Here is a 16,322-nt window from a genome sequence, read left to right on the forward strand (position 1 = left end):
TTTTACATTAATACGTAATACAACAAAATAAAATGGAAGCATATATAGTAACAGGATACAGAACAGCAGTTGGTAAAGCGCCGAAAGGTTCTTTGCGTTTTACCCGCCCGGATGATATGGCGGCAACTGTGATACAACATCTGATGAAAGATGTTCCAAATCTTGACCCGGCTCGCATCGACGATTTGATTGTCGGTTGTGCAATGCCGGAAGCAGAACAAGGGCTTAACGTCGCAAGACTGATTTCATTAATGGGATTGGACACCGACAAAGTTCCTGGCGTGACAGTAAACAGATATTGCGCATCAGGTTCAGAAGCAATAGCAATTGCGGCAGCGAAAATCAAAGCCGGAATGGCAGAATGCATCATCGCTGGTGGCGCAGAAAGTATGTCTTATATCCCGATGGGCGGTTACAAACCGATTCCAGACACGGATTTGGCCAAGAAACATCCCGATTATTATTGGGGAATGGGATTGACGGCTGAAGCGGTTGCCAACGAATTCAAAGTAAGTCGTGAGGAGCAAGACCAATTTGCTTACAACTCGCATCAGAAAGCAATGAAAGCCATCAAAGAAGGAAAATTTGAAAGCCAGATTGTTCCGATTGATGTAGCATATAATTTCCTTGACGAAAAGGAAAAAGTCCAAACCAAAGAATACGCCTTCAAACAAGATGAAGGTCCAAGAGCTGACACATCGGTGGAAGCTTTGGCAAAACTTCGTCCAGTTTTCGCAGCGAATGGTTCAGTGACAGCTGGTAATTCTTCTCAAACTTCAGATGGCGCCGCTTTCACAATGGTAATGTCCGAAAGAATGGTAAAAGAATTAAATCTGACGCCTGTTGCGAGACTTCTCTCCTATTCGACTGTCGGCGTTCCGCCAAGAATTATGGGAATTGGGCCAATGTTCGCCATTCCAAAAGCTTTGGAACAAGCAGGTCTTAAACAATCCGACATCGATTTGTTTGAGTTGAATGAGGCATTTGCCTCTCAGTCTGTTGCAATCTTAAGAGAATTAAATATCAATCCAGAAATCGTAAATGTAAACGGAGGCGCAATCGCACTTGGACATCCACTTGGTTGTACAGGAACTAAATTAACCGTTCAACTTCTTGACGAAATGAAACGCAGAAACAGCAAATACGGTGTTGTGACAATGTGCGTTGGAACTGGTCAGGGTGCAGCGAGTGTTTTCGAACTTCTTTAATAATTATAGATTTTAAATTATAAATTTTAGATGAAATGAGCTTCAAAGAAGATAATTTGATTCAACATAAAACATTTGAATTTGCATTGAGTATAATTAAATTTTACACGCATTGTAAATCTCAAAATGAATATATTCTTTCAAAACAGATTCTTAGAAGCGGAACATCAATTGGGGTAAATGTAGAAGAAGCAATTGCGGCTCAATCTAAAAAAGATTTTATCTCCAAACTTTCTATTGCAAATAAGGAAGCTAGAGAAACAAAATATTGGTTGAAACTTTATCAATCTTCAAATCTTATCAAAGTTGAAGTTGATTCTTACTTAAAAGAAATTGAAAGCATCATTAATATTCTAACTAAAATCATCAAAACTTCATCTGAAAATTTATAACAGCGAATCTTACATCTAAAATTTATAATCTAAAATTTAAAATCACAATACTATGTCAACCGAAACTAAAACAACACACGGTGGGGAATTTCTCATCAAAGAAATAACAACAGAAGACATTTTCAGTCTTGAAGAGTTGTCCGAAGAACAAAAAATGCTTCGCGATTCTGCGAAAGAATTCATAGATAAAGAAGTGGTTCCGAACAAAGAACGCTTCGAGAAAAAAGATTATGCCTACACGGAAGAAGTGATGCGCAAAATCGGAGAAATGGGATTCCTGGGAATCGCTGTTCCGGAAGCTTACGGCGGATTGGGAATGGGATTCGTGACCACAATGCTGGCTTGCGATTACATCTCCGGAACAACTGGCTCATTAGCAACAGCTTACGGCGCACACACGGGAATTGGAACTTTACCAATCCTACTTTACGGAAGCGAATATCTGAAAAACAAATACCTTCCTGACTTAGCGGCGGGAACTAAATTCGGTGCTTACTGCTTGACCGAGCCAGACGCAGGTTCTGACGCCAACAGCGGAAAAACAAGAGCCAAACTTTCCGAGGATGGAAAACATTACATCATCAACGGACAAAAAATGTGGATTTCGAATGCTGGTTTTGCTGACACTTTCACTTTGTTCGCCAAGATTGACGATGATAAAAACATCACCGGATTCGTCATCAACCGTTCCGAATTGGAAAATCCTGAGAGCCTGACTTTCGGAGAGGAAGAACACAAATTGGGAATCCGTGCGTCTTCTACGCGTCAGGTTTTCTTCAATGATATGAAAATTCCGGTTGAAAATCTTTTGGGTGAAAGAAACAACGGTTTCAAAATCGCTCTTAATGCCTTGAACGTTGGCCGAATCAAATTGGCGGCGGCGTGCTTGGATGCGCAAAGAAGAATCCTGAACCATTCATTGACTTATTCTACGGAGAGAAAGCAGTTTGGTGTTTCTATCAACACTTTCGGCGCAATTCGAAAGAAGTTGGCAGAGATGGCGACTGGCGCTTTTGTGAGTGAGGCTGGTTCTTACCGTGGTGCAAAAGATGTCGAAAACAAAATCGAGGAATTGGTTGCCGGCGGAATGAACCACGAGGAAGCGGAACTGAAAGGTGTGGAGGAATTTGCTGTAGAATGTTCTATATTGAAAGTTTTCGTTTCAGATTTGGCACAGCATTCAGCGGATGAAGGGATTCAAATCTTCGGTGGAATGGGCTTCTCAGAAGATACACCAATGGAATCTGCCTGGAGAGATTCAAGGATTTCCAGAATCTACGAAGGAACCAACGAAATCAACAGACTTCTTGCCGTTGGAATGCTCATCAAACGTACAATGCAAGGGAAAATCGACCTTTTGACACCAGCAAAAAATGTAGGAAAAGAATTGATGGGAATTCCGTCTTTCGACATTCCGGATTATTCAGAATATATGTCTGAAGAAAAAGAGGTCATCAAAAATCTGAAGAAAGTTTTCCTGATGGTTTCCGGTTCTGCCCTTCAAAAATATATGATGGACATCGAGAAACAACAGCATCTTCTCCTGAACGCTTCCGAAATCCTGAACCAAATCTATATGGCAGAATCTGCCATCCTGAGAGCGGAGAAACATTTCGACACAGACTCTGTAGAAGCATCGATGGCAAGACTGAATCTTTACAAAGCCGTTGACATCATCGCCACCAACGCCAAAGAAGGCATTGTGTCTTTCTCCGAAGGCGACGAGCAAAGAATGATGTTGGCCGGACTAAGACGTTTTACAAAATACGTGAACACGCCAAATCCAATTGCCTTGACGGAAAAGATTGCCTCTCATTTTATTGGGAAAGGTTCTTACTAGATTATCAATTTGATTGAAATAATAAACCCTCTGAATTTTTTCGGAGGGTTTTTGATTTTATTTTATAATATCAAAATGGAAATTAATTCCACAGGTACATTCTTCAATTAAATTTGGTTCATAATAATTAATAAATTCTCGAGTTGCTTTAATCGCTTTATCAAAATTGAACTCAATAACTTTTCTGTAAGGAATCTTATACTTTGTATTTGTTGTTTCTGTTTCAGGTTTCAAATGAATTAATTCATTTCTTAATTTAATTAAATTTTCTATTTGTAAATATTCATTTTCAAAATTTAATTTAAAATTTTTACTGAGTATCTGAGGTAATGCAATTTTTATTTTATCGTGAATGCTTATTATTCCTTCCCTTGGTGTTCCGTCTTTCTTTAAAAAAATATAATTATTTTCTTGGATAATTAAATTTACAAATACTTCTATTGATGATTGAAGGTTCATTATACAATTGAAAGCAAGTTGAAAGAAATTACCAAATGAATGTACTTGCGATACACCAATTTTAGCCTCAGAAATTAATATTTTTTTATATTTTCCAATCTGAACATTGGACATAATTGCATTTGAGAAATAAATTGTAATTGGATTTATTTCAGGCATCATTATTTTTTTTCCATTATGTAAAAAATCAAATCCAAAAATTAAAGAATCTTTAGTTGTTAAAACTAAATCATAATCAGATTCTTCTGCATAATTATTGTTTTTTAGATAGTCGTCCATAATCTTCTTCCCTTTTCCAGAAGGCTTGTTCTCTAAAACAGATTTTATAGAATCAGAATCTAATTTTATTTGTTTAGAATATTTTAATCCAATGTGTGACATTTATATTTTTTTAAATTAACTTAAATTATATGAGTTCACCATCAAAATCAATTGCATATTTTGTTCCCTTAAAATCCCTCAAAACAATATGATTTTCATTAAGCTGAAAAGAATCTTCTCCATCCAAAGAAACAAAAATATCAGCACCACCAAATTGCCAAATTACATTTCCTAAACTATCAATTCTTGTAATTTCCAACTCTCCGTGAACAACAAAATCATTTTCAATCCTGAGTATTTTAAAACAAGTTGCCATATCTAATTTCTTAATCCAATTCAGTTTTAAATCTAATATCGAAATAGAAAAGACAGAATCGGAACAACAAACAAGAAGATTATTATTATCTAAAATCGAAGAATTTTCATAAATACCTGTTCCGCCACCAGAACCTATTATTAGACAATTATTAATTTCTTCACCATTCTCAATTAATCTAATTCCGTGCTTTGAACTAGGATATTTTTCAGCATCTTCACCAAAGTAGATATTCTTATAAACATTCAAATTATCATTTGAATTGAGAGAAAATTTTGAGTCATTAAAGACTTCAACTGTCAAATTATCATACAAATATCTATTCATAAAAATTTCCAATTAAATCTTAATACTCAATTCCAACCGTCCACCAAAACCAAGTTCAACAATCTTTTGAAGCGTAGAAATTCTCGTTTCTTTTAGGTTATTTTCAATTTTTGAAATGTAGGATTTAGTCGTTCCAACTTTTTCCGCTAATTCTTGTTGTGTCATTCCAAGTTCTAAACGTGTATCGTGGATGAGCGCTCCAATCTTAAAATTTTCGTAACCAGCTTCAAGTTCGTCACGTTCTTTTGTGCCACGTTTGCCAAAATTTTTCTCTTTGAACTCATCAAGAGTTGTTAGGTTTTTATTTGCTGTCTTCATATTCTTTTTTAATTTTTAATGCCATTTCTATTTCTTCCTTAGGTGTCTTCTGCGTTTTCTTTTTAAAGCTGTTTGCCACAACAATTAGTTTACCTTCGTCAAAAAAGCAGAAAATTCTAAAAATATCACTCGCAGCCTGCACACGGATTTCGTACAGTCCGTCCGTATTTTCCAGATGTTTAAGATAAGTTTCCGGAACTCTTTGCAAATCTTCAATCAATTCAAAAGTCCAAACAATTTTTGTTTTTACTTTTGCTGTCTGCTTTTCGAAGAAATCTTGAAAGTAGTTTTTGAAAAATGTTACTTTTCTATATTTCATATTTGTGTTTACAAAACAAAAATACAAAAGTTTCACTAAAGTGAAACAAAAAGAATAGAAAGTTTTAGATTAATAAAACAAAATACTGAAAATCAAAACAAACTCAACTGAATCCCACCATTCGGTTTCCCCCAACGCTGGTGCGAGCATCTTGCTCGTACCCATTAGAAAGATTTCATTTCAAAGTCCAAACATTCGCAACTTCAAAATTCTCGTAAAATAATATCCAATTTTTATCTAAAATAATGGTCACATCGTCAGAACGTACATATAGAAAATTCGTCCAATATTTTATAACGCTTCTTCAACAAGACACAATTCAATTGCAACAAGAGACAATCTAATTACAACAAGACACAATTTCATTACAACAAGACATCATGTAAAGTCAACAAGGCATCATGTAAATGCAATAAGACATCATGCAAAATCAACAAGGCATCATATAACTTCAACAAGACATCATGTACAGTCAACAAGGCGTCATGCAAAAGCAACAAGGCATCATGTATATGCGAAAAGGCATAATTTAAAACTAGAACAAACTCAACTGAATCCCACGACTCTTCCCCGGCTTCGCATCACCAAAAACCGTTTTCCCACCATATTGCCACGAGTTTTGTCGCTCCTCTTCTATCACTTCTTCAAGGTTAAAATCCGGCGTAAAGTTCGCTTCCGTTCTCAAAGCAATCTCGTGAAGTTTCTTGATGGCCTGGCCTTTATCCGTATTCCCCAACTTAGATTTCTCGATGCCGGTTCTTAGGATAGAAATGGTTTCGTCATAGGTTTTCGTAGGCACAGGAAACGGATGACCGTCTTTCCCGCCGTGCGCAAAAGAAAACCGCGCAGGGTCTGTAAATCTCGACGGCGCACCGTGAATCACTTCACTCACAAGCGCCAGAGACTGCATCGTTCTGGGACCAACGCCTTTCAGCATCAGCAATTCCTCAAAATTCTCAGGCTGATTCTCCCTCGCAAGCCAAAGGATATTTCCGAGTTTTTTCATATCCACATCACTGGCCAAAACCTCGTGATGCGCCGGCAAAATCAAGCGTTGGAAATCCTGCATCCATTTCTCCGAATCGGTTTTTGTGATGTCCACAATACCATTTCTGCTTTGTTCAGCTTGAGCAGAAGTCAGATTGAGAATATTCCCACGATTCACGCCAGAAATTCCCGTATGAGGCTCATTCACAAAAGAACTGACATTCTCGGAAAGCCAGTGATAACGCCTAGCAGTTCCATCAGAATCGTGCATTCCTTGCTGAATAACCGCCCAATTCCCTTGGTCCGACAAAATAAAATTATGAAGATAAAGCTGATAACCATCTTGGATAGCCGTGTTATCAACCTTTGCAGAAAGTTTACTGCAACGCACGAGCTCCGTGCCGTCAAGTCCTGTGGAATCTGCAATTTTCAGAAGCTCGTTCGGTGTTTCTTTGGAGAATCTTCCTTTTCCACCAGCGATGTAGATTCCCAGTGATTTAGAATTCGGATTGATGGAACGTTTCAAAGCGCCCATCACAGAGGTCGTGATTCCTGAAGAATGCCAATCCATTCCCATCACCGCTCCAAAACTCTGAAACCAAAACGGATCTGCGAGCCTTCTTAGAACTTCATCTTTACCATAATCGGCAAGGATTACTTCCACGACGGCGAGCCCAAGTTTGGACATCCGCTCATAAAGCCAAGGCGGAACCTGACCGTAATGTAAAGGCAAATCTGCGGTTCCGGAACGTTTCATTGTGTGAAATTACGACTAAATTTTGTTTTTTCGCATTCAAAATTCTGAAACCAGATTTAGAATTAAAAGTAAAAAATGGCTCGCAAATTTTACAGATTGAGCAGATTTTTTTCAATATTATAAATCTGCTCAATCTGCAGAATCTGCTAGAACCAAAAAACAAAAAAATCCGAAACGATTATGCTCCGGATTGATTTACTGTACAAATTTTATTGCTTAATTTTCTTTCTTAGAAAGGAAATAATCTTTTAATTTACCAAGATTTATTTTGTCGCTGCCTACGAAGATTTCTTCTTCTGTAAGGAAAACCGGACGTTTCAAAAACGTGTAGTGGTCCAATAGCAATTCTTTGTAATCTTTTTCCTGAAGGGTTTTTGGATCAAGCTCCTGTAGTTTTATCTGATTCGATTTCTTATTGAAAAGGGCTTCATAAGAGCCAGCCAATTTGTACATATCTTCAATTTCTTCCTCGGTAATAGGGTTGATTTTGATTTCGCGAAGCTCCCAGTCTCTAGTGTCATATTGTCCTAATATTTTTCTACAGGTATCGCAAGTTTTAAGATAAAATACTTTTTTCATTTTGCAAAAGTATGGATTTTTTTTCACATGAGTACTATGTCAGCCAGTTATCTTATATTGCAAAACTGCTCAATCCCTCATCTACTGCATTTTAAGTTTCAAGTTTAACTTTCTTTAAGTATTATTTGCCCAGCTTTATCCGTATTCAGTTCAATCCTCCTAAAAAACCTTACATTTGAATTTAATTTTCTAAAAATGGACAACAAACCAATTACTTTTCAGTTTATTTCCGAACCTACCGATGTTAATTTTGGTGGCAATGTACACGGAGGAAGTGTGATGAAATGGATAGACCAGGTTGGATATGCCTGTGCAAGCAATTGGTCATCAAGTTATTGCGTAACGGTCTATGTCGGCGGAATAAGATTTTACAAACCAATTAAAATTGGAGAAATAGTAAAATTAGAATCCAAAATCATTTACACAGGAAATTCGAGTATGCATATTTCTATTGATGTATTTTCCCGAAATGTGAAAGAAAAGACCTTCGAAAAGCGTACTCACTGCATCATCGTTTTTGTAGCCGTAGACGAGAATGGAAAATCTGTCCAAGTTCCGAAATGGACACCAACCGAAAAACAAGAAATTTATATGCAGGATTATGCCATCAAACTAATGAATCTTCGACGCGACATAGAAGACGAAATGAAACCTTTTCTATAATATATTTGACAATCAAAGCTAATTATTGTTGAAATTCGGACTTTCATAATTATATTAAATTGAAGAAATTTAACGAATACCATTATATCAATCCGAATAACAATATTTAAATTTGATGCGAAATTAAAAATATATTTAAATTGAACAGAAAAATTATCAGTTTATTGGCTTTATCATTAGTGGTCAATATCAATGCGCAGGTTTTCAATGCAGGTTTCGAGAACAACAACGGAACACCTTTATCACAATTTAAAACCATCAATGCAGACGGCTTTACAGTTCCGGAATGGGGACAAGTTCAGGAATTCAATACAGAAGCGTGGATTCAGTTCTATGACGGTTATGACAACAAAATTGCTTTCAGTACTTCATATTACGATCCGGAAGGTCAGGCTAATGATTGGTTGATCACGCCGGCCATTACAATCCCGAATGAGGGAAATCCAACGCTTTATTGGAAGGGGAAATCTTATGATTTTGAATTCACAGATTCTTACGCTGTAAAAGTTTCTGAGACTAATGATAATGCAGAATCATTCACGACTACACTTACTCAAATTGATGGCGAGCAGCCTTTCGACTACGCCAGTCATACTTTGGACCTTTCAGCTTACAAAGGAAAAACGATCTATTTAGCTTTCATTAATAATACCAATAGTGGTACTTATCTGGCTTTGGATGATTTGTATATCAGCCAATCTGCAAATTGTGTGATGCCTTCTTTAGACGGATTTTCATCATCTAATTTGAAACCGAATTCCTTTACAATCAATTGGTCTGCAACTTCTGGAATTTCAAGTTATGACACAGGATTGACGACTTTTGACACTTCAGTTTCTTCAAAGGGAACAACTTCTTCTACAACCAAAGCTTTCGATAATTTGCAATCAGGAAAAAGATATCAGTTCTATTTAAAAAATGCAGATTGCGGATCTGGCTGGGCTGGACCAAAATCAGTTTGGACACCTACAGAATTGCCTTACACTTATGATTTTGAAAAAACAGTTGAGAATTTTGGCGAATATGATTCAGACGGTTGGGCTTCTAGCACTTGGTTGATGGGAGAAAATCAAACTGTTGCTCAAAACGGAAGTGGATATGCTTATAACAACACAAGTACATCTACCGCTGGAAAAAACGATTGGCTTTTTTCCTATCCTATTTACCTGAAAAATGGCGAAACGGTTACAGCAAAATATTACACATCCATCGGAAATGAATCTGCCGACCCAGTGACTTTGAAAGTAGCTGTAGCAAGTGCTCCGGACAAAAATAACATTATTGAAAACCTTAAGACTCAAACTGTTTCTCAGCAAACTTACACAGAATTTACCGTTAGTTACACAGCAACAGCCGACCAAGTTTATTACATCGGATTTGGTAATACGACACCGAAAGTTGTGACAACAACGGCTTTGAGATTAGATAATATCAGTTTCTCAAAAAGTATTTTAGCCGTGAGTGATGTCAATAAAACCAATATCAAAGTTTATCCAAATCCTGTTGTTAATCAATTGAATATTAAAACTGATGAAACTATCAAATTGGTACAAATATATTCTTTAGACGGAAAATTACTTAAAACAATCAACGGAAACAGTAACTCTGTTGACTTTAAAAATTATCCAAAAGGTTCATATCTAGTTAAAATTGAAACAAACAAATCTATTACAAGTCAGAAGGTTATAAAATAATTGTGAAGTTGGTTTAGAATTATTTCAAAAAAATAGTTGTAGAATTAAAAATCATTTCTAAATTTGTCCCAATGAAACGTATGAACAAAAATAACTGGTGGTGGCTTTCTAACTCTTTGTCGGGTCTGAAAGACTTATCGGTGTTCTAAATTCTGAACTAACTATAACTCAATCATAATAAGACTTCGACATTTTTGTTGAAGTCTTTTTTTTATTTAAAATTCTAAAATTAATCTGATGAAATTCAGTAAAACCATAAAAGTAAAAACCACCGTAAAATCCCAATTGGCAGACCTATTCACGCCAATCGGAATTTACCTGCGACTCCGCGACAACTTTCGTGATACGATTCTTCTGGAAAATGCGGGAAATCAAAACTCGGAAAACTCCTATTCTTTCATTTGTGTTAACGCCATTGCAGGAATCGAAATCAGAGATTACCACGAAGCTGAGTTCAAATTCCCATTGGAAAATCCACAAAAGATCCAATTGGAAAACGAAAAATTATCCGATTTGCTTCAGGAATTTTCCAACAGTTTCCAATGTGAAAAACCAAACCACGAGATTGGGAAAAGTGCGCAGGGATTTTTTGGATATACAAGTTACGATGCAATTCCGTTCTTCGAAAACATCAAATTCAAAGAGCTTTCTGAAGAAAATAAAATTCCGTTGATGCGTTACAGATTATATCAATACGTGATCGCAATCAACCATCACAACGACGAAATGTTCTTAATTGAAAACAAAATCGATGGTTTAAAATCGGAACTTTCCACGATAGAAAACTTCATCAATCAAAAAAATGCACCCGTTTTTCCATTTGAAATCACCGCAGAAGAGACTTCAAATTTAAAAGATGAAGAGTTTCTGGAATCGGTAGAATTTGCAAAGAAACATTGTTTCCGTGGCGATGTTTTCCAATTGGTTTTGAGCAGAAGATTTGAGCAGAAGTTCCAGGGTGACGAGTTCAATGTTTATCGTGCTTTGCGAAATATCAATCCATCTCCTTACCTATTCTTCTTCGATTACGGTGATTATAAATTAATTGGGTCAAGTCCCGAAAGTCAGTTGATTATCAAAAACGGAAAAGCCATAATTCATCCAATCGCAGGGACTTTCAAACGAACTGGAAACATCGAAAAAGATTTGGAATCCGCAGAAGAACTCAAAAAAGACCCGAAAGAAAATGCCGAACACACGATGTTGGTAGATTTGGCAAGAAATGATTTGAGCATTCACGGGAAAAACACAACGGTTTCTAAATTGAAGGAAATTCATTTTTTCTCTCACGTAATTCATATGGTTTCGGAGGTTATTGCTGATGTAAAAGATGGGCAAAATCCTTACGAAATGATTGCTACCACCTTTCCACAAGGAACTTTAAGCGGCGCACCTAAATACAGAGCAATGCAATTGATTGATGAACACGAGAAAACATCAAGAAGTTATTATGCAGGATGTATTGGTTTTGTTGGCTTCGACGGAAGTTGCAACCAGGCAATTATGATCAGAACATTCCTTAGCAAAAACAACACATTATTTTATCAGGCAGGCGCTGGAATCACAGCCAAATCCGTTGCAGAAAGTGAATTGCAAGAAGTGAACAATAAATTAGGGGCTTTGAAAAAAGCAGTTTTAAAAGCAGAGAAATTATGAAAATATTAGTTTTTGACAATTACGATAGTTTTACTTACAATCTGGTACAAATCATTGAACAAATTGTTGGTTCAGAAGTAGACGTTTTCAGAAATGACAAAATCGCTTTGGAAGACATAGAAAAATACGATAAGATCATCCTTTCTCCAGGACCAGGAATTCCGGAAGAAGCTGGAATTTTATTGGAATTAATAAAAAAATATGCGCCAACCAAATCTATTTTCGGGGTTTGTCTTGGACAACAGGCGATTGCGGAAGCTTTTGGCGGAAGTTTGATTAATCTTTCTGAAATTTATCATGGTGTTGCTACTGAAGCAATTCAAATCAAGGAACATCACATTTTCAAAAATCTACCAGAAACTTTGGAAGTAGGAAGATATCATTCCTGGGCAGTCAATACAGAAGATTTCCCGGAAGAATTAGAGATCACAAGTGTTGATAAAAACGGCATGATTATGAGTTTGAAACACAAATCTTATGATATTCACGCTGTACAATACCATCCGGAAAGTATTTTGACACCTAATGGGAAAAAGATTTTAGAAAATTTCTTACTGAACTAAAAATGAAACAAATATTACAATATCTCTTCAACCATCAGACTTTGATGCGAGCAGAAGCCAAAGCAATATTGACAGAAATCTCACAAAATAAATTCAATGAAAGCGAAGTAATTTCTTTCATCACAGTTTTCTTGATGAGAAGTATTACTTTAGAAGAACTCACAGGATTCCGTGAAGCTCTACTTCAATTGGCAAAACCTATCGATTTGGGAACGAACGACTTGGTTGACATTGTCGGAACTGGTGGCGACGGAAAAAACACGTTCAACATTTCGACTTTGGCGAGTTTTATTGTTGCCGGAACCGGACAAAAAGTGGCTAAGCAAGGTAATTATGGAGCGTCATCAATTTCCGGTTCTTCTAATGTTCTTGAAGAATTAGGTTACAAATTCAAAGATAATTCTGAAGATTTGAAAGCCGACTTGGAAAAGGGAAACATCTGCTTTATCCACGCACCACTTTTTCATCCGGCGTTGAAATCCGTCGCGCCATTGAGAAAACAATTGGGACTTAAAACGTTTTTCAATATTTTGGGACCGTTGGTAAATCCTGCGAAACCAAAATATTCTATGATTGGCGTAGCAAATCTCGAGATTGCTCGCGTCTATCAATACCTTTTGCAACAGCAAAAAAGCGAGTTTATGCTGGTTCATGCTTTGGATGGTTATGACGAAATTTCTTTAACTGGCGACACAAAAATCTTCAATAAGTCGGGCGAAAAAATCTATTCCGCGGAAGATTTGAAATTCAAAAACATCGAACCGGAAAGTATTTTCGGAGGTCATTCAAAAGAAGAATCTGCCAAGATCTTCATCAATATTCTTGAAGGAAAAGGTACTGAGGAACAGAACTCTGTTGTCTTGGCAAACGCCTCAATTGCTCTTTTGAATACGCAAAAATATGGCGGTTACGATGATTGTTTAGCGCTTGCAAAAGAAAGTTTGGAAAGTGGAAAAGCCTTACAAAGTTTGAAGAATATTATTAATTAGAATTATTATGGCGACAATTTCCGCCCTCCGTCCCGCTATTTTTTGCCTTTGCTTTTCCAGCAACAAAAAATGAGCTCCACTCAGGTCGGGTCGCGGATTCAATATAAATATAAAGTTTAGTCGAAAGAAATGACAATTTTAGATAAAATAATAGAAAGAAAAAAACAAGAAGTTGCAGGTTCAAAATCCAAGATTTCTGTTGAACAACTGAAAGATTCAGAATTTTTTGGAAGAGAAACTTTTTCATTAAAAGAAACCTTGAAATCAAAATCAGGGATCATTACAGAATTCAAAAGACAATCGCCGAGCAAAGGAATCATCAATGATAAAGTTTTGCCACTGGAAGTCGTTTCTCAATATGAAAAATTTGGAGCAAGTGCCGTTTCTATATTGACAGATAAAGATTTTTTTGGAGGAAGTTTTGAAGATATTTTAAGCGTTCGAAATCACATCAATATTCCGATTTTGAGAAAAGATTTTATGGTAGATGAATATCAGTTCTACGAAGCAAAATCAATCGGAGCCGATGTTATTCTGTTGATTGCATCTTGCCTTTCTCCGACTCAGGTTTCAGAATTTACAGAATTGGCTCATCAATTAAAATTGGAAGTTTTATTGGAAATCCATTCAGAAGAGGAACTCGTTCATATTAATAAAAATGTGGATTTTGTAGGCATCAACAACCGAAATTTGAAGGATTTCAAGGTTGATTTGCAACATTCTGTCAATTTGAAAAATCAGCTTCCAAAAGATATTCTATCGATAGCTGAAAGCGGAATTTATAACGAAGAAGATTTTAGATTCCTAAAAGAGAAAGGGTTTGATGGATTTTTGATGGGCGAATATTTTATGAAAGATGAAAATCCAGGGAAGAAGTTTGGAGAATTTGTTTCAAATGTATCAATTTAAAAGTTTAACAGTTTACCAATGATGGAGAGCCAAAAGCCAGAAGCCAAAAGCCTATTACAAGTTAAAGTTTGCGGATTGACCAAAATCGACCAAATTAAAGAATTAATTGATTTGAAAATTGATTTCCTAGGCTTTATCTTTTATGACAAATCACCAAGATATGTTTTGAATCATTTGAGTTTAGAACAAATTTCAGACATTGAACATTCAGGAAAAGTTGGTGTTTTTGTGAATGAAGATTTGGATAATATTATTGAAATTTCGGAAAAGGCAAATTTAAATTTCATCCAACTTCACGGTGATGAAACGGAAGATTATATTTCAGAATTAAGAGAAAAACTAAATTCAGAAATTAAAATTATTAAAGTAATACGAATCGGAAATCAAACACCTGACGAATTACAAAACACCATCAACCGACAACCATCAACCATCAACTATCTCCTATTTGATACAGACTCGAAAGCATTCGGAGGAACCGGAAAAACCTTCGCTTGGAATATTCTTAACGAAATCGAAATCCCAATTCCCTATTTCTTAAGTGGTGGCATTTCATTAGAAAACATCCATCAACTGTCAACCATCAACATTCAACCATTTGCTCTCGACATCAATTCAAAATTTGAGGTTGAACCGGGAAATAAAGACTTAGAAAAAATAAAAGAATTACAATTGTACAAAGTAAAAAGTAGTTTGTAAAATGTATTTAATTCAAATCAATACATTGTACTTTTTACATAATACATTAATACAAGAAAAATATGAACTTTCAAAACCCAGATAAAAACGGCTATTACGGCGATTTCGGAGGCGCTTTCGTTCCGGAAATGTTGTATCCAAATGTTGCCGAACTGCAGGAAAAATACATCCAGATCATAGAATCCGAAGAATTCCAAACCGAGTTTCAGGATTTGCTGAAGAATTATGTTGGACGTGCTACTCCACTTTATTTTGCAAAAAATCTAAGTGAAAAATATCAGACTAAAATCTATCTGAAAAGAGAAGATCTGAATCACACAGGAGCGCATAAAATCAACAATGCTTTGGGGCAAGCTTTGCTAGCTAAGAAACTTGGTAAACATAGAATTATTGCAGAAACTGGAGCCGGTCAACACGGCGTTGCAACTGCGACAGCTTGTGCTTTGTTAGGCTTGGAATGCATCGTTTATATGGGCGAAGTCGATATTGCAAGACAATCGCCGAACGTTGCAAGAATGAAAATGCTTGGTGCAACGGTAATTCCTGCTATATCAGGTTCCAAAACTCTGAAAGATGCTGTGAATGAAGCCTTAAGAGATTGGATCAATAATCCGGAAACGACGCATTACATCATTGGAAGTGTTGTTGGTCCGCATCCGTTTCCTGATTTGGTAGCGAGATTTCAAAGTGTGATTTCGAAGGAAATTAAAGAACAATTGCACGAAAAAATTGGCAGGAAAAATCCAGATTACCTGATTGCCTGTGTTGGTGGCGGAAGCAATGCAGCTGGAACTTTTTATCATTATGTGAATGAAAAAGACGTAAAAATCATTGCGGCCGAAGCTGGTGGTTTTGGAGTCAATTCTGGGAAGTCGGCAGCGACCACTTTTCTTGGAACTTTAGGGATTTTACACGGAAGCCAGAGTCTTGTAATGCAGACTGAGGACGGACAAGTTATTGAGCCACATTCTATCTCCGCAGGTTTGGATTATCCCGGAATTGGTCCGATGCACGCCAATCTTTTCAGAGAAAACAGAGCTGAGTTTTTTAGCATTAATGATGATGAAGCTTTGAAATCTGCCTTTGAACTGACGAAGATTGAAGGCATCATTCCGGCTTTGGAAAGCGCACACGCTTTGGCAGTTTTGGATAAAAAGAAATTCGAGAAAGATGATGTTGTTGTGATTTGCCTTAGTGGCCGTGGCGACAAGGATATGGAAACTTATTTGAAAAATCTGTAAAATGTAAAACGTATTTATGTATTAATGACCAGAAGGATCGTAATACATTTTACATTAATACATTAATACATTTTACATTAATACA

The 16,322-nt window shown here is 36.4% G+C and carries 17 protein-coding genes; 11 read left to right on the forward strand and 6 right to left on the reverse strand.

Annotation, left to right across the window (positions count from 1 at the left end):
- Positions 1-32 precede the first annotated feature (32 nt).
- The 3 genes from OPU68_RS05885 to OPU68_RS05895 are packed head-to-tail and all read left to right on the forward strand — an operon-like array spanning position 33 to position 3,440.
- Positions 33-1,208: an acetyl-CoA C-acyltransferase gene (locus OPU68_RS05885; protein ID WP_498473069.1), complete on the forward strand. Its 1,176-nt coding sequence runs from the start codon at positions 33-35 to the stop codon at positions 1,206-1,208.
- A gap of 35 nt (positions 1,209-1,243) precedes the next feature.
- Positions 1,244-1,600, forward strand: a complete 357-nt coding sequence (locus OPU68_RS05890; protein ID WP_498473070.1) for a four helix bundle protein — start codon at positions 1,244-1,246, stop codon at positions 1,598-1,600.
- Positions 1,601-1,652: 52 nt separating this feature from the next.
- Positions 1,653-3,440 (forward strand): acyl-CoA dehydrogenase FadE, encoded by a 1,788-nt coding sequence (locus OPU68_RS05895; protein ID WP_498473071.1) that lies wholly within the window; start codon positions 1,653-1,655, stop codon positions 3,438-3,440.
- A gap of 57 nt (positions 3,441-3,497) precedes the next feature.
- Here OPU68_RS05895 and OPU68_RS05900 read toward each other — a convergent pair whose 3' ends face one another.
- The 6 genes from OPU68_RS05900 to OPU68_RS05925 all read right to left on the reverse strand — a co-directional run bounded on the left by OPU68_RS05900 (position 3,498) and on the right by OPU68_RS05925 (position 7,823).
- Positions 3,498-4,280 (reverse strand): hypothetical protein, encoded by a 783-nt coding sequence (locus tag OPU68_RS05900; RefSeq protein ID WP_498473072.1) that lies wholly within the window; start codon positions 4,278-4,280, stop codon positions 3,498-3,500.
- A gap of 25 nt (positions 4,281-4,305) precedes the next feature.
- The gene (locus OPU68_RS05905; RefSeq protein WP_498473073.1) at positions 4,306-4,863 is read right to left on the reverse strand and encodes a hypothetical protein; all 558 of its coding nucleotides are present in this window, start codon (positions 4,861-4,863) and stop codon (positions 4,306-4,308) included.
- A 12-nt stretch (positions 4,864-4,875) separates the two neighbouring features.
- Positions 4,876-5,181 (reverse strand): helix-turn-helix domain-containing protein, encoded by a 306-nt coding sequence (locus OPU68_RS05910; protein WP_498473074.1) that lies wholly within the window; start codon positions 5,179-5,181, stop codon positions 4,876-4,878.
- Positions 5,165-5,500 carry a type II toxin-antitoxin system RelE/ParE family toxin gene (locus OPU68_RS05915; RefSeq protein WP_498473075.1) on the reverse strand — a complete coding sequence of 112 codons (336 nt, stop codon included), beginning with the start codon at positions 5,498-5,500 and terminating at the stop codon, positions 5,165-5,167. The genes OPU68_RS05910 and OPU68_RS05915 overlap by 17 nt, the downstream gene beginning before the upstream one ends.
- Positions 5,501-6,035: 535 nt before the next feature.
- Complete coding sequence (locus OPU68_RS05920; RefSeq protein WP_498473076.1) at positions 6,036-7,244, reverse strand: DUF763 domain-containing protein; 1,209 nt, start codon at positions 7,242-7,244, stop codon at positions 6,036-6,038.
- Between the two features lie 216 nt (positions 7,245-7,460).
- Entirely contained in the window at positions 7,461-7,823 is a 363-nt protein-coding gene (locus tag OPU68_RS05925; protein ID WP_498473077.1) for an arsenate reductase family protein, read from the reverse strand.
- 195 nt (positions 7,824-8,018) lie between these two features.
- On the opposite strand from OPU68_RS05925, the gene OPU68_RS05930 reads away from it, so the two are divergent.
- The 8 genes from OPU68_RS05930 (at position 8,019) to trpB (ending at position 16,237) form a co-directional block, all read left to right on the forward strand.
- Entirely contained in the window at positions 8,019-8,486 is a 468-nt protein-coding gene (locus OPU68_RS05930; RefSeq protein WP_498473078.1) for an acyl-CoA thioesterase, read from the forward strand.
- Positions 8,487-8,626: 140 nt separating this feature from the next.
- A complete protein-coding gene (locus OPU68_RS05935) occupies positions 8,627-10,180 on the forward strand; it encodes a choice-of-anchor J domain-containing protein (protein ID WP_498473079.1) in 1,554 nt (517 codons plus the stop codon).
- Between the two features lie 237 nt (positions 10,181-10,417).
- A complete protein-coding gene (locus OPU68_RS05940) occupies positions 10,418-11,836 on the forward strand; it encodes an anthranilate synthase component I family protein (RefSeq protein ID WP_498473080.1) in 1,419 nt (472 codons plus the stop codon).
- On the forward strand, positions 11,833-12,399 hold the full coding sequence (locus OPU68_RS05945; RefSeq protein ID WP_498473081.1) for an anthranilate synthase component II: 567 nt from the start codon (positions 11,833-11,835) through the stop codon (positions 12,397-12,399). Before OPU68_RS05940 ends, OPU68_RS05945 begins: the two co-directional genes overlap by 4 nt.
- A gap of 2 nt (positions 12,400-12,401) precedes the next feature.
- Positions 12,402-13,388 (forward strand): anthranilate phosphoribosyltransferase, encoded by a 987-nt coding sequence (gene trpD, locus OPU68_RS05950; protein ID WP_498473082.1) that lies wholly within the window; start codon positions 12,402-12,404, stop codon positions 13,386-13,388.
- Positions 13,389-13,517: 129 nt separating this feature from the next.
- Positions 13,518-14,297 carry an indole-3-glycerol phosphate synthase TrpC gene (trpC, locus tag OPU68_RS05955; protein WP_498473083.1) on the forward strand — a complete coding sequence of 260 codons (780 nt, stop codon included), beginning with the start codon at positions 13,518-13,520 and terminating at the stop codon, positions 14,295-14,297.
- Positions 14,298-14,315: 18 nt separating this feature from the next.
- Complete coding sequence (locus OPU68_RS05960; RefSeq protein ID WP_498473084.1) at positions 14,316-14,996, forward strand: phosphoribosylanthranilate isomerase; 681 nt, start codon at positions 14,316-14,318, stop codon at positions 14,994-14,996.
- 62 nt (positions 14,997-15,058) lie between these two features.
- Complete coding sequence (trpB, locus tag OPU68_RS05965) at positions 15,059-16,237, forward strand: tryptophan synthase subunit beta (protein ID WP_498473085.1); 1,179 nt, start codon at positions 15,059-15,061, stop codon at positions 16,235-16,237.
- Positions 16,238-16,322: the final 85 nt, after the last annotated feature.

Source organism: Chryseobacterium sp. TB1-D10, assembly GCF_059803555.1.